The sequence below is a fragment of the Singulisphaera rosea genome (genome assembly GCF_054877945.1).
This window is the reverse complement of the sequence record NZ_JBTYIP020000022.1, coordinates 26,022-46,014: the sequence shown is the minus strand read 5'-3', so window position 1 is coordinate 46,014 and position 19,993 is coordinate 26,022. Positions and strand designations below refer to the sequence as shown.

The 19,993-nt window shown below is 66.0% G+C and carries 11 protein-coding genes; 2 read left to right on the top strand and 9 right to left on the bottom strand.

The window, feature by feature from the left end; all coding sequences use genetic code 11:
• Window positions 1–177: 177 nt before the first annotated feature.
• Both ACYOEI_RS28830 and ACYOEI_RS28825 read left to right on the top strand, forming a co-directional pair.
• Window positions 178–588 (top strand): BlaI/MecI/CopY family transcriptional regulator, encoded by a 411-nt coding sequence (locus ACYOEI_RS28830; RefSeq protein ID WP_462853116.1) that lies wholly within the window; start codon window positions 178–180, stop codon window positions 586–588.
• On the top strand, window positions 585–3,809 hold the full coding sequence (locus tag ACYOEI_RS28825; protein WP_462853115.1) for a M56 family metallopeptidase: 3,225 nt from the start codon (window positions 585–587) through the stop codon (window positions 3,807–3,809). The genes ACYOEI_RS28830 and ACYOEI_RS28825 overlap by 4 nt, the downstream gene beginning before the upstream one ends.
• Before the next feature lie 140 nt (window positions 3,810–3,949).
• Here ACYOEI_RS28825 and ACYOEI_RS28820 read toward each other — a convergent pair whose 3' ends face one another.
• From ACYOEI_RS28820 to ACYOEI_RS28780, 9 genes are all read right to left on the bottom strand, one after another.
• Complete coding sequence (locus ACYOEI_RS28820) at window positions 3,950–5,824, bottom strand: vWA domain-containing protein (protein ID WP_462853114.1); 1,875 nt, start codon at window positions 5,822–5,824, stop codon at window positions 3,950–3,952.
• A 622-nt stretch (window positions 5,825–6,446) separates the two neighbouring features.
• Complete coding sequence (locus ACYOEI_RS28815) at window positions 6,447–7,304, bottom strand: metallophosphoesterase (RefSeq protein ID WP_462853113.1); 858 nt, start codon at window positions 7,302–7,304, stop codon at window positions 6,447–6,449.
• 486 nt (window positions 7,305–7,790) lie between these two features.
• Window positions 7,791–8,123 carry a hypothetical protein gene (locus ACYOEI_RS28810; protein WP_462853112.1) on the bottom strand — a complete coding sequence of 111 codons (333 nt, stop codon included), beginning with the start codon at window positions 8,121–8,123 and terminating at the stop codon, window positions 7,791–7,793.
• 85 nt (window positions 8,124–8,208) lie between these two features.
• Window positions 8,209–9,924, bottom strand: coding sequence for an efflux transporter outer membrane subunit (locus tag ACYOEI_RS28805; protein WP_462853111.1), 1,716 nt, complete (start codon window positions 9,922–9,924; stop codon window positions 8,209–8,211).
• A 165-nt stretch (window positions 9,925–10,089) separates the two neighbouring features.
• The gene (locus ACYOEI_RS28800) at window positions 10,090–11,697 is read right to left on the bottom strand and encodes a DHA2 family efflux MFS transporter permease subunit (protein ID WP_462853110.1); all 1,608 of its coding nucleotides are present in this window, start codon (window positions 11,695–11,697) and stop codon (window positions 10,090–10,092) included.
• A 59-nt stretch (window positions 11,698–11,756) separates the two neighbouring features.
• Window positions 11,757–13,325, bottom strand: a complete 1,569-nt coding sequence (locus ACYOEI_RS28795) for an efflux RND transporter periplasmic adaptor subunit (protein ID WP_462853109.1) — start codon at window positions 13,323–13,325, stop codon at window positions 11,757–11,759.
• 441 nt (window positions 13,326–13,766) lie between these two features.
• Complete coding sequence (locus ACYOEI_RS28790) at window positions 13,767–15,641, bottom strand: RNA polymerase sigma factor (protein WP_462853108.1); 1,875 nt, start codon at window positions 15,639–15,641, stop codon at window positions 13,767–13,769.
• Between the two features lie 309 nt (window positions 15,642–15,950).
• Complete coding sequence (locus ACYOEI_RS28785) at window positions 15,951–17,660, bottom strand: RNA polymerase sigma factor (protein ID WP_462853107.1); 1,710 nt, start codon at window positions 17,658–17,660, stop codon at window positions 15,951–15,953.
• 236 nt (window positions 17,661–17,896) lie between these two features.
• Entirely contained in the window at window positions 17,897–19,825 is a 1,929-nt protein-coding gene (locus ACYOEI_RS28780; RefSeq protein WP_462853106.1) for a M61 family metallopeptidase, read from the bottom strand.
• Window positions 19,826–19,993 lie beyond the last annotated feature (168 nt).

Below are 19,993 nucleotides of genomic sequence, written 5' to 3'. Positions count from 1 at the left end.
GCCCTGAAATCCATAAACATGGGTGACGTGTTCGCTTGTGAGTGGAGGCGAGGCCCCCTGCTCCGCCTTCCGAGCAGCCCCGGGAAAACCTGGTGTCGCCCTCTTGTGGTTTATGACCTGGATCATAATAATCGCCCGTATGACCTGCGTCATAAATCGTCCGGGCGAGGTGATGCGATGAGCCGTCGAGCGATCCGGGTCGCGCCCGGGGAGATGGAGATCCTGGGGATGCTCTGGGCCCGGGGTCCGCTCACGATCCGGGAGGCCCACGAGGGGTTCGGCGAGTTCGGGAAGCCCGTCGGCTACCCGACGATGCAGACCCGGCTGAACCGCCTGGCCGAGAAGGGGTTGGTCCATCGCTCGGAGGAGCGGCCGGCCCGTTATCGTGCGGTGGCCTCGCGAGACCAGGTCTCGGTGGGCCACCTGCGCGAGCTGGTCGCGAAGATCGGCCGGGGGGACGTGGTCCCGCTCGTCGCCCGGTTGCTTTGCGAGCAGACGTTGACCGAGGAGCAGATCGCCCAACTCAAACAACTCCTGGCCGACGCCCAGAAGAAGACCGAGGCGACGGCGAGACGGAGGACGCCATGATTTCGACATCGGATTGGATCGCGGCCGGGCTCCTGCGTGCGACCCTCGGGCTTTCGGGGGCCGCGCTCCTGGTCGCTGCGTGCGTTCGGCTGCTGCGGCCCCGTGCGCCGAGGTCCGAGCAATGGGCATGGTTCTTCGTCCTGGCGCAGGGGGTCATCCTTCTGCCGATCACGATCCCCGTCGCATTCCCCGGGGCTTCATCGCAGCACCCTCTCCGGGTGCCGACTCTTCCATTCCCCTTCGACGCCTCTGAGTCACCACCCCGACCGTTGGGAGTCGGTCCGCGCGGGTCGATGGCCCTCGCCGGGCCGGTGCCGACCCGCCGCGTCCCCGAACTCGCGGCGGCTCCGGCCTTCGCGTCCGGGGGCCCGCAGCGGTCGTGGAGCCTTGCCGACTACGCACCGGCCGTTGTCGTTTTCGGCTGGGGCGTCGGAGTCCTGGCGTTGGTCGGGGTTGCGGCCCTGCGCTATGGCGCGTTCGTCGCCAGGATCCGCGCCGCCAGACCGGCACCCGTCGAGTGGCAAGACCATTGGCGGAAGGTCCTCGACGAGGGGGGGACCTCGACGTCGATCTCCCTGCTCGTCACCCGGGACGACGGACCGGCGCTCTGTCGGGTGCCCGGGGGCTACAGGCTCGTCGTCCCCGAGGAACTTTGGGCCGGCCTCGCCGAGGTCGAGCGTGCGGCGATCTTTCGTCACGAGCTCGCGCACTTCAGGCGCGGGGACCTCTGGACGGCGCTCGCGGCCAGGGCGATGGCGGCGTTCCAGTGGTTCAATCCGCTGGCCTGGCGAGCCTTGGCGTGCTTCGAGGCCCAGGCCGAGTTCCTCTGCGACCGCGCCTCGGCGGGCGACGACCCCGCCGGGCTCGCCGGTACTCTCCTGCGGCTGGGCGCCGGGCGCCAAGGCCGAGTCGCCGCGGTGGGGGCGGCCAGGACCGGCGACCTCTTCGAGCGGATTCAACGACTCCTGGTCGAGGTGCCTCGCACGCCGTTTTGGAAGCGTGCGACGCCGGCTGTCCTGGCGGGACTCGCCTTCGCCGTCGCCGCCGTGAAACTCCATGCGGTCGCCGCGACGGCCGGCCCCTTCGCGGCCACGAGCGGTACCGGCGCTCCCCGAGGCACCCCCCCGGCCTTGACGGAAAAGCCCCTGCTCCACGTCGGCACCGACGACCTGCGGACGAGGGATTTCCTCACGAGCATCGCGTTTTCCCCGGACGGGACGCTCATCGCGGCCTCGGGCGCGAACGGGCCGATCCCCAAGGTCGAGTTGTTCGACGTGCGGACGGGCCGGATCGTCCGGGCGTTGATTCTTCCGGATCATCCTTCCGGCTGGGTCAAGGAGCTCGCCTACTCACCCGACGGCAAGTTGCTGGCCTGGGGCGAGATCGACGGCCACGTCGCACTCTGGGACCTGGCCCATGACCGGATGCTCCTGCGCGAGACGCTCCACCAAGGCGGCGTGAGCGACGTGGGCTTCTCGCCCGACAGCACGCTCATGGTGAGCGCCGGCGATGACGGGGTCGTCCGTCTCCGAACCGTCGCGAAGCCGGGTGAAATTCTCCGCGACATCGTTGTCGGGGAACGCAAGCCCGCACGCGGCCAGATGATGGGAGGGTTTGGCGCCACATCCGGCGTCGGGCCGCTTTGTCTCGCATTCACACCGGATGGACGCGGGTTGGTCGTGGGTTCGGGGTCATCGACCACGATTTCGGTTTGGCGGGTCGCGGACGGAACCCTCGTCCGCCGGTTCACGCCCAAGGACGAGGGCAAGGAGGGGCGAACTCCTCTCATGCAGTCCGTTTCGGTCACTCCCGATGGTCGCCGGGTCATCTCGGCCGGTCAGTCCGTCGTCCCGATCTCGGAGACGAGGCTGAAGTATGGGGCAAAAAATGTCAACATGACCAAGATTCAGGTGTGGGACCTCGCGGTCGGGGAGGCCTTGCGTACCCTGAACGGCGAGGACGAGCACGGCTTCGGCTACGCGGCGCTCTCGGCCGACGGCAAGCGCCTCGCGGTGGCCGACTTCAGCCTCCTGCGGATCCTCGACGCCGAGTCGGGCCGCGTTGAGTGGGAGATCGACCTGCCGGGTTCCTGGGGACACACGCCCGCCTTCTCCCCGGACGGCTCGATCGTCGCCATGCCGATCAACAACACCATCGCGCTTTTCGAGGCCTCGAAAGGCCGCCGACTCCTCCATGACGAGCGGACTCCCACAGGCGGGGTGAAGTCCGCCGCATGGTCGCCGAGGGGCGACCGGATCGTGACCGGCCACGAGGACGGCGAGGTCCGCGTCTGGGAGGTCTCGACGGGGAAGCTCCTCTGGCACCAACTCCTCGCCCCGGTCATCAGCCCGAGCGGTTGGGCCGCCGGCCCCGCCTTCGTGGCCTTCTCCCAGGATGGTCGTCGCGTCGTCGTCGCGGGGAGACGAGACGACCCCGTCGAGTATCACGACGGGATCGTCGCGATCTACGAGGCCAACACCGGGCACCCGATCCGTCGGGTCATCCATGACGAGATCCGCCAGGCCGCCCTCTCCCCCGATCGCACGGTCCTCGTCGTGGCGTCCTCCCACGGCGGTCTCAACGAAACGCACCTGACGGGTATCGAAGTCGAATCAGGCCGGGCACTCTACAAAACGCCGCTCCACAGAGGACGAGGTGGCTTCTGGTCGATCGAGGCGATGAACTTCCGCCCGGGCACTCAAATCCTCGACGTGGCGATGGGCAACAGCGAGGTCCACCGCATCGACGCCCTGACGGGCAAGGACGAGACGCGGTTCGTCGCCGACTGGAGATCCCCCGAACAGAAGAAAGCGAACCGACCGGACTGGGCCCAGATGTGGGAAGGCAGCTTCAGCCCCGACGGACGGACGCTCGTCTCCTCGTCCGATGAATTCGTTTACGTCTGGGACGTCGAGTCGGGGGCACTCCGCCGCAAAATCCGACATCCCCACGACCACGGCTGCATCCTCACCGTCGCCCCCGACGGCCGGACCGTCGCGACCTCCGACCTCAACTACGCCGGCGACCCCGGCGAGGACGCGCTCCGCCTCTTCAACATCGAGACCGGTGAGAATGTCCTGACCATCGACCCAGGCGACCGCCGGGCCTCGATCCTGACCTTCTCTCCCGACGGGTCGAAGCTTCTTGCGGGCTTTTACCGAGGCTCGACCCTCGTCTGGGATGTGAGTCGTGTGACCGGCGTCACAGGGAAGAAACCGTGAGAACGACCTTGCTGTTCGCTTCGGTGGGGTCCGGAACAACGCGACCCCGCGCGAAGCGCGGGGTCGAGTCGAAACCGAGGTTGACTTCGAGGATCGAATGAACGTTCAGCGAGTCACCCACGTCGTCCGAACTGGGTCACTCATTGTTCCATGAGTGGTTCGATCTTCAGCGTGGCCGACATCTCCTGCGAGGGAGAGATGTAGATGATCCGCTCCAGTTCCTCGGAGAGCATGAGTTTAAAGGTCTTGGCAGCCCGGGGGGCGATTTCGTTGAAGCCGCCGAGTTCCGAGAGATAAACACCGTCGGTGGAGGCGAATGAGATCGATCCCTGAAGGTTGGTGTTCGCGCCGTCGGTCCGGATGAATTCGCTCGTGACCTTGTAGTCGCCGGCCGGCAGGGTGACCTTGACGTAGGCGGTCCCGTTCTTCCAAGGCCCCGGGACGAGGGGCTGCGACTTGTAAGTCTGGCCGATCTCGATCGGAGTGACGGTCGGCGAGTTGCGGAGGAACGGCACGGGGAACTCGGTCGAGGCCTCGAACACGGCGATGTCGTAGTCGACCATGCCGGACCCGGCCTCGATGTTGATGATCCCCTTCTGGGCTTCGTCGAGGTGGATCGTGCCGACACCCCTGGCGCGGTAGTCGATGGCGTTGTAGCCGATGAGTTCCTGGATGAGGGCCCCGTCGAGGTTGAGCCAATTGACGGTCCCCTGGATATTCGAGCTGTAGCCGTCGCTCCGGTACTGGTCCACCACGACCTTGTAATCGCCTTTCGGCAGGTCGACCAGCCAGTAATGGATCTTGTTGGTCCGGGACTTGGAGTCGATCCTCGCCCTGCCCATCGAGCCGATCTCGAGCGGCGTTGCCTTCTTCGGGTCGGTGCTTGCCCTGAGGCCCTTCGTGACCTTGACCTGGACCGCGGCGGCGGCCGGCTTCGCCTCCTCGATTTGCTTGGCGAGCACCGCGACGACGGTATGGAGCGCCTCGGGGGTCGGGGCGTCGTAGTACTGCCCCTTGCCGGCCCGGGCGATCTCGCCGAGCGCCTGCTGCTCGTCGGCCTTCACGCCGAACCCGACGACCTGGACGCCGAAGTCGAGCTTGTGCTTCTTGGTCAGGGCCAGGGCTTCCGCGGCCGGGTCCCCTTCGCACATCTCCTTGCCGTCGCTGATGAGCACGAGGCCGCTCGGGGCATCGGCCTTGGCCAGCTCCAGGCCGGCGACCCTGAGTGCGAGTGAGATCGGGGTCGAGCCAACGGGCTGGAGCTGGCCGATCGTCGCGATCAGGCTGTCTCGGCCTTTCTCGTCGAGGGGCTCGAGCTTCCGGATGACCTGCGTGGCCTTGCATCCCTGCTCGCGGCTCTGGCCGTACACGACGAAGGCCACGCGGACGCCCTCCGGCACGTCCTTGATGAGGTTGATCGCCGCCAGTCGTGCGGCGTCCATCTTGGTGCGTCCGGATGAGGTCATTTCACTCATACTGCCGGAGCAGTCGAAGAGGATCGCCAGGTTGTTGAGCTCGCTCGCCGTGCCGACGGACGTGCGCACCGAGCCCATCGCGGTGAGGAGAATCTCCGACGCGCCGAGACGCTTGAGCTCGTCGGTTTGGTCCTTGCTCAGCGTGAAGGTCGTCGGCGACTGCTTGAGCCGCTCGACGATCTCGGTCGACTTGACTCCCACGCCGAGCAGGTCGACGATATCCTGATAGGTAATCGCCTGCCCTCCGGTCGCCTCCGGCTTCGGCTCGCCCGCCTTGCGGACGGCCTCGACGACCGCCGCGGGGGCCTTGGCCTTCTCCAACCGCTCGACGACCGCCGCATCGACCGTGAAGCCCAGCCCCTGCTTCTGGATCACCGAGACGATCGCCTCGGGCTTCAGCTTGAGCTCGACCATCCGGATCAGTTTGTCTTCCGCGAGCCCTTGCGAGCCTTGCTGGGCATGACCTGATCCCGTGCCCAACATGACGACTGTGGCGAAGAACGTGACGACTCCGACATGTCGGCGCGTGCGAACATGCATGGCTTTACCCTTTGAGAATCAATGGGGGGGTTAGCTGGGATCGGTCAGGGGATGTCGAGGCCGGGAAGGTCTCTGGCGGTCGCCAGGCAACCTGGTGGGAAGGTTGGCTCACCCGGACTTCGGCAAGGGCGACCCTTCCGGATCACCCCTTCGGCGTGAAAGATTGCGGAACTTGCTGATTTGCAGAATCGGCCTGAGGCATCCGTGGTTATTGGGCCCCATGTCGATCGTCCAACGCAGGCTTCTACGCCGAGTTGCGAGATTTGTGACCAAGCTCGGCTCGCGATCCCGAGACCCAACCCTGCACCGAGTGCCAAGCGGCCCTTAGGCTTGCATGCATGATGGCGGACTGCGGCAAGTCCGGCTTTCCGCGTGATTGGAATCTGATGTCTGCGCCGTCAATCTCTTAATAGTGCTGATTTCTAGTAAGCTATGGACTTTTGTTTAAGCCGTCTGCCGGTATCCTCGATTCATCATGAATTCGCTCGGACTTGGGCTCAGGCCGCGATTCGTCGTCGGGGAGGGCCGGTGTTAGGGCGGGAACCGTTCGAGCAAGTCCGTGGGACGTGGCATGCGGCGACCCGGCAGAGAGGTCCGGGGCGTGGGTCGGTGACGGGCCCGATCAGGCGTCGCGGGAGTTTCGGCGGGGGGACTCTTTCTCCGCCGGCACCAGTTCCCAGACGGTGATTTCGGGCGGGCAATAGATCGAGATGCGTTTGAATCGCCCGAGGCCGCGATTGACGTAGAGGGTCGAGCCGTCGGGGCGGTGGAAGAAGCCCGACCAGGCGTTGCGTTGGGTCTCGCGGAAATGCCGACGGGCCATCGGTTCGTAGCCGGTCGTGCTCGCGACGACGCGCTTGAAGCGGGGCATCAGTCGAGGGAGGGGGAGCATCCCGAAGAAGGTCACCTGGCCGCCGTGGGTGTGGCCCGAGAGCTGGAGGGTGACCGGGCGGTCGTAGGTCCAGAATGTGTCGGGCTGGTGTGAGAGGAAGATCGTCGCGAGGTCCTGAGGGATCTTGCCAAGGGCCTGTTCGGGCGAGCAATTCCCTTTGCTCGGGTCGCTGACCCCGGACAGCGCGATCCCGTTCCTCATGGTCCAGGCGTTGAAGAGGAGCTCGATCCCCTTGGCCTTGAGGACGGGGATGACGTAGCGGTTGTCATGGTTGCCGATGACGGCGAAGATCCCCTCCTTCGCCTTCAGGTTCGCCGTCCAGCCCACGGCGTCCTCGATCGAGTCCCCCGGCCAGGTGATGAAGTCGCCGGTCGCGAAGATCCAGTCGGGGGCCAGCACGCGGATCTTCTCGGCGACCCGATCCCGCAGGAGCTGCGAGCACGACCCCAACCGGTCGGCATGCAGGTCGCTGACCTGGACCGCCGTCATCGGCTTCTCGAGGCCGGGCACGTCCACCCGATGCCGGGTCACGGTCAGCCAGTCGGGATCATATCCCCAGGCCGTCGCCAGGGGCGGGGCCGCGACCATCGCGCCGGCGCCGAGTAGTAACTTTCGGCGAGAGAACCGTGCCCGAGGGATTTCGGTGGGGTCAATCGAGGGAGTTTCTTCAACCGAGGGGGACTCTTCAATGTTGGGTTCAATCATAGGGTGACTTTATCAAGAGGTTTATGAGTTTTCCAGCCATGGATTCATTCAACACCATCGCGTCGCAGTCTGCCCCGATTCCAGCGTACCGGGCTTTCCCCCTTTTTTGAATGGGATTTGCGAGCGACCGTCGCCTCCGGGCCGTGGGAAGGCGAACCGCGTTCGTAGTAGGCAGGCGGGCCTGAGGTCCGCCAGGAGAGTTGCGAAGAGTGGGTAGCGACCGAGGAATTGACGCCGAGGTTGCTGAGAGAGCCAACCTATTGGCGAGCGTAGGAAGGATTGAAGCGGGATCGGGCGAATGCGGGGCCGTGATCCTCGGCCCCGTCTCATTCGGTCGTTGGCGGTCATCCCGGAGTCGGTGACGAGGGCTTACCGGGCGATGGGAACGGGGAACCCGAGGGTGCTGATCCGGGGGGGAGCCAGCTCAGCCGTGTAGGGAGCGACCGGCGTGGGGGGAGGCCCGTAGGCGGGGAATGCCGGGCGACACAGGTTGGGTAGGGGTTTTCGGCAATAGTCGTCGGGGCCGCACCAGCGGGGGAAGCAGTTTGGGTTCCACCAGTGGAGGAGCCCGCCGTTGTCGGGATGCCAGCCGCCGACCGGCCCGAATCGGTGGATGCTCGGGTGGCCGGGCTCTCCGCCCAGGGCCGTCGCGCCGACGACCAGGGCGAGCACGGCCGACGTTGCTCCAGGCAGAAATTTCATGGATCGGGTCCTTGGATTTCCTTGGTAAGAGTTCGTCCCCATCTCTCAAGGGCGTCTCGGGGCTTCGGCGCCTCGAGGAGACGACTCAGGGGATCGGGAGTGGGTGGGGAGCGTCCCCGGGCCTCGGGCCGGGAAGGTTCGCCGGCTGGCTCGCCCCCGACCCGAAGGCACTGGGGCTCGGGGGCGGCCCGACCGGGGCCGCGGAGGCTGCGACGACTTCGGGTGGCAAGGGGCCCGGGGTCTGGGATTGGAGGCGAACCTCCCAACCACCGCCGAGGGCTCGATAGACTGAGATCAGGTAAAGCGCGATGTCGCCCTGGGCGGTGGCCAGCCGGTCCTGCTGCTGGACCTGGGTGGTCTCGAGGTTGAAGACGCGGTTGAAGTCGATCGTGCCGGTGCGATACTGCTTCACGCCGACGTCGGTCGCGGCGGCTGCGGCCGCGACGCTCCGAGCGAGGTCGTCCGCCTGTTCGCGGGACCTCAGGAAGCCTCGTAGCGGGACCTGGACCTCGCGGCCCGCGGAGAGGACCTTGCTCTGGTAGGACGCGATCATCTCCTCGGTGAGGGCCTGCTGGAGCCGGATGTTGTTCAGCACGCGCCCGTAATTCAAGATGTTCCAGCGGAAGCCGGGCGTGAGGAGGCCGAGGAAGCTCTTGGTTGAGAACGCCTGGGAGAAATTTTCGGCGTCCCAACCGAGCGTGCCGTTGATGAAGAAGGTCGGGTAGAGGTCGGCCTCGGCGACGCCGATCTTGGCGCTCTGGGACGCGACCTGTCGCTCGGCGCTGCGGACATCGGGACGGCGCCTGAGGAGGTCGGCGGGAATCCCCGTCGCGACATAGGCGGGCGTATTCGGGATCGGCGAGCTTCGCAGGTCGGGGCCTGGGCCGAGGTCGTTGGACAGGTCGCGGGGCGGGAAGCCGAGCAGGATGCAGAGCGTGTCGTTCGCCTGGCCGAGCACGATCTGCTGCGCGGGGATGGTCGAACGGGTCTGCTCCAGCACGGTCCTCGCCTGCTCCACGTCGAGCTTGGTCGAGGTCCCGACCCGGAATTTCTCCTCGGCAATCGCCAGGACCCCTTCCTGGATCCGGACGTTGTCCTGCGCGATCTTGATCCGCTGCTGGGCGACGCGGTATTGCACGTAGTTCGTGGCCACGTCGGCGAAGAGGGTGACCAGCACCGCGTCGTAGTCTTCGACCGAGGCGTCAAGCATCGCGTTCGACGACTCGATCCCGCGCCGGAGGCGCCCCCAGAGGTCGAGCTCCCAGCTCAGGTTGAAGCCGTTGAACCAGTTCGAGAACGAGGTCGGCAGGGAGCCGGGGGCCATTTGTTTCCCCAGCTCCTTGATGAGGGGCATGTTCGGATTGACGTTCACTCGCGAATACGAGCCGGTCATCTGCTGCGATTGCGGGAGCATGTTCCCGACGGAGATGGCCTGCCCCGCGCGGGCTTCGAGGACCCGGGCCCCGACGACCCGGATCGTCGGGTTCTCGGCGTAAGCGGTCTGGACCAGGCTGCTGAGGGTCGGGTCCTGGAAGACGGCCCACCAGTCCCCGAAGGGGAGCGGGGCGTTCTGGACGTGCGGGTCCTCCCCCTCGATCCAGGCGGGGGCGAGGGCCGCCGGCGGCCTGCTGTAGGACGGCCCGACCTTGAGCCCGTTGTGGACCCAGTCGCGGAGATTCGTCGTGCCGCATCCGCTGACACCCAGGAGGGCCAAGGCCGCGAATGCCAGCGAGACGCCGAGGCCCCGGTGCGTTGTCGGATGCCACGCTCGATCAGGGCTTCGTCGCTGTCGCCTATCCATGACACAGTCCCACCCGGGCGGCCTTTCTCTTCCTTGACGGAGGAACCGCTATCCTCGTCAAGTTGGGAACAGGCCGCTCAGACGGGACTATCGACACGATCGGCCTTGTCGACTTAGGAATTCCCGCGAAGGCTCCCAAGGCGGGTTCTCCGTCGTCGGGTCCCATTACTCCGCGCCGATATGAGCTCCCTTTTCGGCGACCGATCGCTTCATGAGGAAGACGAGGGGGATGAGCGCCAGTGACAGGACGGCGAAGATCCAGAAGTCGTCGAAGTAGGCCAGCGACGCCGCCTGCTGCTGGCGGAGATCCGCGAGGACTTGCAGGCTCATCTGCTTGGAGGCCGCGACGTCGCCCGTATACTGGACGAAGGAGGCCTGGGTCTGCTCCGAGAATGTATTCAAGGTTGGGTTCAGGGGGTCGAGGAACTCTCCGACTCTCGCGGTGTGGAACTGCTCCCGGCGCTGTTGGACCGTCTTCGCGAGCGAGGTGCCGATGCTCCCCCCTTCGTTGCGGATCAGGGCGAAGAGCCCGACGGCCGCCCCCCGCATCTCCCGAGGGATGTACAAGAACGCGGCGACGTTGAGTGGCGCGAAGAGCATCGAGATGCCGGTGAACGTGACGACCCGTGGCCAGATCACCTGGGTTGGGCTGACCCCGAGGTTCAAGAGCGCCATCCAGTAGTTCCCGATCGCCATGATGATCAGGCCCACGAAGATCAGCTTGCGGGCGTCCGTCCCCTTGCTGAGGAGCGTCCCGGCGACCAGGAGCATCATGACCGAGCCGATCCCCGCCGGCGAAAGGACCAGCCCCGAGACGTACGCGTCGTAGCCGAAGAGGGATTGGAGCAGTCCCGGCAACGACGTGCTCGCGGCGTAGAGGATCCCGTACGCCGAGCAGATGATGATGCAGCAGGCCGCGAAATTGCGGTCGGCGAGAGGGCGGAAGTTGACCACCGGATTGGGGATGTTCATCTCCCGCAGGAACAGCAAGATCACGGAGAGGACCAGGAGGATGGCCAGGGTCTGGGACCGCCAGGTCGGGTCGTTGTACCAGTCCCACTCCTGCCCCTTGCTCAGGAGGATCTCCCAGCAGGCCACGCCCAGCGTCAGCAAGGACATCCCGATGTAGTCGAAGTTGAGCGGCTTGCGGAGGAGCTCGACACGCTCCTTCTTGAGATATTCCGGGTCGTCGAGCAGGACGTAGCAGGCGATCAGGCCGAGGATCCCAACGGGGATGTTGATATAAAAAATCCATCGCCAGTTGTAGAAGACCGTGAGGTATCCCCCCAGCGTCGGGCCGACGACCGGAGCGATGAGCGCGGCGACCGAGAAGAGGGTCATCGCGGCGCTTTGCTTCTCGGGGGGGAAGGCGTCGATCAGCACTCCTTGGCTCGAGGGTTGGAGGCCGCCGCCGGCGATTCCCTGGAGGATCCGGAAGAGGATGAGCTGCTCGAGGCTCGTGGCCATGCCGCAGAGCCCGGAGGCGAGCGTGAACACCGCGATTGACATCAGGAAATAATTGCGCCGGCCGAGCCTGGCCGAGAGCCAGCCCGAGATCGGCAGGATCGCGGCGTTGGCGGCGAGGTAGCTGGTGATGACCCACTCGCTGTCGTTGACCGACGCCGAGAGCCCTCCGGCGATGTAGCGCAACGCCACGTTGGCGATCGAGGTGTCGAGCACCTCCATGAACGTGGGCACGACGACCGCGGCGGCTACGAGCCAGGGGCTCACGGCCCGCCGAGTGGGCGCGCCTGCGGGGGAAGACGGACTCATTCGAGGATTCCCCGGGGGTCGATCAGTTCAAGTCGGTGATCATCGCGCGGCCAGGGGCCTCAACGAGGCGCCTCCGCGACCGGTTGCGGAGACTTCGTGGGGGCGATCACCGCACTCTCACGCGAGGCCCCCGGGGTGGGGGCGAGAGGACCCTTCGGGAGCGAGAGGGAGGGCTGGAGGAACTCGCCCGCGTGCGGGCCTTCGGGCTTCTCTTTATAGTAGACGTAGGGCACGACCGAGAGGCCGACGAACAGAGGGGCCTTGGCCGGGTCGTAGTCCGAAAGCTCGATCCGCACCGGGAGGCGTTGAACGATCTTCACGTAATTGCCCGTCGCGTTCTGCGGCGGGAGCAGCGCGAGGGTCTGACCGGTCCCCATGGTGAACCCGGTGATCCTCCCCTCGTACTCCTGGTGCTTCCCGTACATGTCGATCTCGCAACGCACGCGCTGGCCGATCCGGAGGTCGCCGAGCTGGGTCTCCTTGAAGTTCGCGTCGATCCAGATCTCGGTCAAGGAGCGGATCGCCATCAGGCCCTGTCCTGCCTGGACGTTGTTGCCCGGGTTCACGTTCCGTCGGGTGACCACGCCGTCGATCTCGCTGACGACGTCGCAGTAGCGGAGGTCGAGCTCGGCCTGGTCGAGGTCCCGCCTGGCCTGGACGAGCTTGGCTTCGGCCTGTTTGATCGGGGGAGATTGCTCGATGATCTTGGCGTAAATCCGCTCGAGGTTCCCCTCGGGATCCTGCTTATAGAATTGATCGATGGCCTGTTTCGGCGTGGCGTCCCACGTGCTCGGGGCATAGCCGAGCTGTGCGGCGCTTCGGAGCAACTGACCGAGGGCCTGGCGGACCGAGGAGAAGTTCTCGACGAGCTCGGCGGGGACCTCGCCGAGGTTGTGGCCCTGGGGCACCTGGGACGGGAGCCCGAGCCCGACCCGGATCGAGATCACCGCCTGCTGGGCCTGCTCAATAGCCGCCTCGTCGACCTTGACGGTCTGGCGCCTGACGTCGAGGTCTTCCTTGCTGATGCCGCCGCTCGGCAGGAGCTCGTTCCCTCGGCGGAGATTGGCCTGCGCGAGCTCGAGGTCCGCTTTCTTGCTATTGAGGGTTGCCACGGACGCGCGGAGGTCGGCGACCTTGGTGTTCACGTCCTCGATGGCGTGCTGGAGTGCGAAGCGGTTGGCCCGCATCAGCGCGGCGTTCCCCCGGGCCTGGGCCTGGGCCGCGACCAGGTCGGTCTCGGCCGACGCCAAGGCGGCCTTCTTGATCGCGACGGTGACCTCGTAAGGCTCGCGGTCGAGCTGGACCAAGATATCCCCGCGCTTCACCCGCATATTGTCGTCCACGAGCACCCGGCTCACTTGCCCCGAGACACGAGGCGCGAGGAAGGTGACGTGCCCGTTGATGTAGGCGTCGTCGGTGGAGACCGTCTCGAGGGCGAGCTTGACCGCGGGGATCAACCAGAAAATCCCCGCGCCGCCGAGCGCAATCAGGACGACCAGCATCACGAGCCGCGACCGCATCTTATGTGACGGCTTAGGTGGCCCGGCGGGGGCGGACGCCGACGTCGGCGCGGGAGCCGCTCCTGACGATGCCGAAGGGCTGTGGCTCTCCTCACTCGGGCTTGCCATACCGGTCGTTCCCCTGCCTCTAGCCGAGTCGGCTCGGTCGCCAGTCATCGCCCGGACGACCGAGACGTTCCGGACGCCGGGATTCCCACGACGCGGTCGAGTCGGGCCGTCCGGGAGGACGACCGACGAGACGTGGAGAGGGTCGCGTCGGCCATGATCATAATCACCTTCGAGGTTTTCACGCCAGTGCCACTCTATCGACGGTAACGTTGGCTCCTCGGGTTAAAGGATATCGCATGGGAAGAGTGTGAATGCGTTGGGAGGAGTCCGGTCGGCAAGGTGACTCGGAAGATACGAAGAAACGCCTCCGAGTCGAGTCGAGCGTGGGCTCCGACTCAGCCGGGAGGCGTCTATGACTGAAGGATTCGACGGTAGGAAGATTCGAGCCGTCTTCGTCACATGAGCCAACACGGCTTTGGACAGGGCGGCGTTATGAGGCACTCATTCCTTCTCGATGGCGGGCTTCTCCTCGGCAACCGGCTTCTTCTCCGCGGCGGGCTTCGCATCGGTCGCGTCGGCGCCTTCACGTGTGTTGATGTCTTCCCACTTGCCGGTGTTCACGCCGAAGACGTAGAGATGCCCGTCATTCTCCACGATGATGGTGTCGGTGCCGACTGAGGGGGTGCCGGTGCTGTCCTCGGGGAGCGCCAGCACGTCCCAGCGCTTCGCGGTTGCGCTGAAGGCGTAAATATAGCGACCGAGCGGGAAGGCGGCCATTTGCTGAATCACGATAGGGGTGGCCTCCTCGACGGGTTCGCGGAGAGCCTGCTCATACCAGGCGCCGTCGACCACGCTGAAGGCGGCAAGTTTCTCGATCTTCGGCCCGGCGATTTGGAGTGTCGCCACCCCTTGGCTGACGATCGGGATGGCGCTGCGGCCCTCATCCTTGGAATCGAACAGGCGGAGGGAGGTGGCCTTCCCGGTCTGGGTGCTATAGGCCGTGACTCGATCCCCTTCGGGCGAGGTCACCACGATGATCTGGTTCGACTGGATGTAATGGACGCGGTCCTTGTCATCGACACCTCCCATCATCCCACCGCCCATCATGCCCATTCCGCCGATGTCGCCACCCATGCCGCCGCCCATGCCCATTCCGCCGCCCATGCCTCCTCTGCCCATCATGCCGCCGGCGCCCATCATGCCGCCGCCCATCATTCCCCGACCGGATCTCGCGGAGGCGGCTGCTGCCGTGGCCCGGCTTGCCGACTTTTGTACCGCCCGGGTGTCCGAACCTTTGGCGGTTTTCGTGGAGGCGTCGGGGGATGCCGAGGTGCTTTTCCGCAAGGCTTCGAGCTCACTTCGCAGGCTCTTGATCTCTTTCTGGAGGACGGTGTTCCGTTTGGCCGATTCGGCGAGCTCTGACTGGATCCTGTCGACCGAGCGGATTAGGGTGTCCTTTCGGTCGTCGCTGGCCGGTTTCCCTTCGGGGGCGGCGCCGAGGCCTCCTCCGCTGCCTCCGAATTGGGCGAAGGTGCGGACGCCCCCGAGGGCAAGGACGCAGGCCAGAGCGGCGGAGCCGATGGCGGTCAGCTTGGAGACGGTCATGGCGTGGAGGACTCCCTTGGCAAGGACAGTCGCCGAGGCCGAGGCCAGGGCGGCCGAGGATGTGTTTCGAGCCGAGAACACGACTGCGGAGCGGACCGTCGCCTCGATCAAGGCGGCCGGGACCGGCTCGGAGACGAGCGTCGCGGTCAGGATCGCGCCGTTGGCCACCAGGCCTCGGCGCGAGAGGCGGCGACGGAGCAATTCGCGGGCGCGCGACATCCGACTCCGGACCGTGCCGACCGGCCATCGCAGCCGCTCCGCCGCCTCGTCGTGGGTCAACCCTTCGAGGTAGCAGAGGATCAGCGGGGTCCGGAGCGTGTCGGGGAGCTTCGAGAGCTCCTCGTCGAGGATCGCCCGGATCTCGTGCCGCTCGTCTCCGTATGGGGATGCGGCCGGCTCGAGGTCGGAGTCGGACCGCTCGCGGGCCTTCCTCCGGGCGGCGAGGGCCCTCGCCCGGACGGCGACCTTGTAGGCGACCCCGTGGATCCAACGCCCCACGAGCTCGCCGTCTCGGATCGCCCCCGCGCGTCGGACGAGGACCAGGAAGGTGGCCTGGAACGCGTCCTCCACGTCGTGTTCGTCGCGGAGCAGTCGACGGCAGAGCCCCAGCACCATCGGCCCGTGCCGCGCCACCAGGGCGGAGAAGGCGGCGTCATCGCGGCCCTCGACGAACCGGCCGAGGAGTTGCTCCTCGCTCAGCCCGGCGACGCTCCCCCGACTGAAGAGCCGCTCCAACTCCCCAAGGACGGCCCCCGTATATCGGCCCATCATCGATGCCATCCCCCCTGCCTCGATCAAGCCGTTTCGGATCGCTCAACCCAGTATCTACCTCCCGGTCGATTCCCAATCTCACTTTTTGGGAAATTTCGACGGGTCAAGGAGATGTCTCGCTGAAGACGGCGGAGAGCTGTCCGGTCGACGGGGTTGGAGATTCACCACAAAGGCACGAAGGCACAAAGGGGGCCGGGAGGAGGGACGAGGGGATTCGTCCCCTCCAGGTTCTCTCCTCGATGTGTTTTGATCCCTTATAGTGAAGAGTTTGCGAGGTGAAAGCGCGATGGAGATCGACGGCAGGTGTCTTTATTTTTTCGAGGGGTCGCCCTGATGACTCGATGGCTCCGGACCAGGCAGACGGTAGATCAGGGAATCACCTGACAACGTCCGAGCGATGCCGAGCCACGCCTGTGATCGGGTGATCGGATCGTCGATCGCCTCGACCGAGGCCCTCGCCCCAGGGAGGTCGTTCTCGGCCTGGACTGAGGCGATATAGACGAGGACTTTCCTCTTCGCCGCACCGTCTAAACTCTCGGCGATGCGGCGAGCATCGGTGAGGTCTCCGCGTCGTGCCAAGTCCATGACACGCAATGCCTGCGTATTGCTGATATCGCTGAGTGCCGGCTTCCTGAAATCCTCGTCCAGTTTGCCGACGATGCGACGAGCACCGTCGAAATCGCCGTTTTTCGCTACGGTGCGGGCAATCTTGCCAATGACTTCCATCCTTTCATGTCTCGAATCGAGCGCATTGGTGGTCTCGATCGCATCCTCGAGAAACCCATCACTCCCTTGCTGCAGGGCAAGAAATGTCACAGTTTTTCGGTATTTGTCAGAAACGAGGGCTTTAGGGTTTGGTCCGGGTGGGTTGTCTAGGAGAGTCTGGAGAGCCAGCCGATAGGTGATCTTCGCGGTTGCTCGATCTCTGATCTGTGAAAAGCGGGAGGCCACATTTGCGAGGAGCGAGATCCTCTCTTGGGGGCTTATGACGCTCTCCGCGGATTTCTTGGCCGCGGCGAGAGCCTTTCGGATGTCCTCGTCTCGCGAGGCCGACGGCTTCGGCTCCGATTTCGATGGCGTCGGGGCTGTCTCCGCAGTCTTCGCGGCTTCGGCCGGCTGCTTCTCGACGGCCCCCTGCCCCGCAACGACACCCGCGGTTGCGGCCACGAGCCCGGCCGCGAGGACGACAGCTCCTATAGGTTTCAGCTTTGTCAAAATCATGGCGGACGAGACTCCTTCCACGAGGGCCGCGACCGACGCCGAGATCAACGCGGCAAGTTCGGGCGCGGGTGACATGACGATCCGGATGGTCGAACGGACGAGGTTGTGAGAGAGCGAGGCTCGGGCCTCGCCGTCGAGGACCGAGGCCAGCAACGTCGCGGACGGGACGATCCCTCGACGGGTCAGCCGTGAGCGGAGGCGCGAGCGGCCTCCCGAGAGTCGGCTGCGGACGGTCCCGACGGGCCATCCGAGCTGCCGGGCGGCTTCATCGTGCGTCAGACCCTGGAGGTGGCAGAGTTCCACGGGGGCCCGGTATTTGGCCGGGAGTCGGCCCAATTCTTCGATAAGCACGGCACGGAGGTCCGCGAGGACCGATTGCTCGACCGGGTCCGAGGCCGAGAGGCTTGGTTCGGTGCCGAACGACGACCGTCGTCGCTCGGTGTCCGAGCGGGCCCGGGACGCGACCTTGCAAGCGACCCCGTAGAGCCACCGGCCCAGCGAGTCGTCGACGCGGATGGTGCCTGCCTTGTGGACGAGTAGCAGGAACGTGGCCTGGAAGGCGTCTTCCGCCTCGTGGACGTCGCCGAGGACCCGGCGGCAGACCCCCCAGACCATCGGTCCGTGTCGGTCGACCAGGGCTGAGAAGGCGGCTTCGGCGGCGGTCGAGGCTTCGGCTGACTCCGCCTGACGCGCCACGAATCGTTCCAGGAGCTGACCGTCCGTCAGTCCCCCGGCAGCCCCTCCATGGAACAGGGCGCGGATTTGGCCCAGGATGGAGCCTTGCCTTCGGTCAACCATGACGAATGCCCTTCATCGATGTCGTTGAGTCCTCTCGAGACTCCAATGCAGGTCGCTGGCAGGGCCAATCTCGGATTTTTGGGGAAAAACCCGGGGACTCGCCAAATGCTGCGTTCACAGGGCCCACGTCTCCGGAGGAACGCCCGTCGTGTGTGTGGTCGCGACACACTATTCGAACGGGGTCGGGATGAGACGAGAATGGCCGGGTCGCGCGCGATCGGGCGAGTTGGAGACGATCAATGGTCGGGGGATCGATGGGATGCGGGAGCGAGGATCTTCGAGAGGAGGTCGGGGCGCCCCGCATCACGCTCGAGTCGGGGGTGGCGTTCGCCGCCGTGATAGTCGAGGGCGAGGTGCTTGAAGAAGTCTCCATCTTCGATGAGGAGGTCGAGCGGCTCGGGTCGGCTCTTTACCGCCGCGAGGGCGTCGCGGACCACGGTCGAGGACCAACGCCGACCGTCGACGGCAATGACTTTCATGCCCGGTGCCGCACCGGCCTTATCGGCCGAGAGGCCCGGGACGACGTCGATGATGGTGCCATCATCCTTGAGGAGCAGGCCGAGGCTGTAGGTCAGGTTGACGACGGCGTTTCCGAATCCCCACTTCCCGGTCTTCTCGATCGCGGCGCCCATGGCCGTGGGCTGGTCGGCGTAGGTGAGCTGCCAGCCGGACCCCTCCAAGGCGCGTTGCCAAGGGCGTCCCCCGGGCCGATCGACGCGCTCGGCGAAGAAGGCGGGCCAGTCGTGGTGCGCGACAACATCGAGGGCCTCGGTGACGTCGGCGAGCGTATAGGGGCGGACGGAGGGCTTGCCCCCCTCGCCGCCGAAGAACGCGTGGCAGAAATCATCCAGCGAGCGCTTGCCGCCGCTGAGATCCCGGATGCGGAGGTCGACCTCGAGCCAGAGCAGTTCTCCCTCGTCGTAGAACGAGGCGTCGGTGCTCCACCTCCGGAACGACCAGGCCTCGCCGGCCTTGTAGAGCTGCTGGGCCCCGGTCGCGGTGTCGGCGAGCGGCCGCCAGCGCCGACCGTCCTGGTGCTCGGCGTCGGCGGCGACGACCGCCAGGTGGCCCCGGAAATCCTCGGGCGTCCACAGCCCCGCGCGGGCGGGGAGGATCCGGCCGAGGTAGGTCGTCAGCCCTTCGTAGATCCAGAGCAACTCGCCGAGCATCGGGCGCTGGTAGTCGGGGGTCGTCAGCCCGCTCGGCCGTCGGTGCTTGCCGTTCCAGGAGTGGACCATCTCGTGAGGCAAGAGGCTGGCGGTCGTCTTGCGCAGATCCGCGTCCAGGAACGACCGCTCCGGGAGTCGATTCTCGCTCGATTCGTGATGCTCGAGTCCGAAGTGGGCCAGCGGGTTGCTCAGGGCCAGGAGGAAGTGATATTCGCCGTAGTGCCTGGAGCCGAAGAGGGCCCGGGTTTCTTCGACCAACTGCTCATAGCCTTTGCGAGCCTGGGGGGTGATCTCCAGGGCCTGCGGGCTGTCCGCAGCGAGCTCGATCCGGTGGGCCGAGGCCTGGCCGGGGGCGATGTCGAGGCTCCGGAAGTAGCGCCCGGCGATGACCGGCGAGTCGACGAGGGTGGTCAGGGACGTCGGGCGGAAGACGGTCTCGCTTCCCTCGGTCTTCTCGACGGGGAGCGCCGTGCCGAACTTCCAGCCGTCCGGCAGCCGGAGCGTCGCCCGATAACGCACTTCGTCCGCCCCGAGGCCGGCCGGAGAGAACAGGACTTGGTTCCAGTTGAGGACCGCGAGATGGGGAGAAGCCGAGACGGAGGCCGACTGCCCTCCTCCCGGGACGGCCCCCAGTAGGTCGAGCGACAGCTCCAGCGTCCAGGCACCCTCGGGGACCTCGCAGTGGATGAGGAACATATCAACGTCGTCCCGACGCCAGCGGATCGCCTTGCCCCCCGCGTTGAGCTCGAGCCCGGCCACGTCGTTGATCGGCCCCGTGGGCCCGTGCTCTCCCGGGATCCAACGGGGATAGGTCAGGTCGAGACGCCCGGGGGAGACGGGGATCGTCAACTTCGCGTGGAGGAGCCGCCTCGGCGCGTCCCGGGCGTCGACCGAGATCTCGATCGTCTCCTTCGCGTTGAATCCGGCCTCGGAATCCCGGGCGTTGAAGACGAGCATGACGCTGAGCAAGGCGAAAGACGTGCGCGTTGCGGGCATCCCGAAGCCTCGGTGTCTCGACCGTCGATCATGGAAGTGAGCCGGGACCGTCCGACATCCGATCGGTCCTCTCAAGTCGGGCGATGGCTTAAATGTGATCGGCTCCCCCGCGTCCGTCAACTCCCGCGGCAATCCGTACGCACCCTCTGGCGAACGCTCGGCATTCTG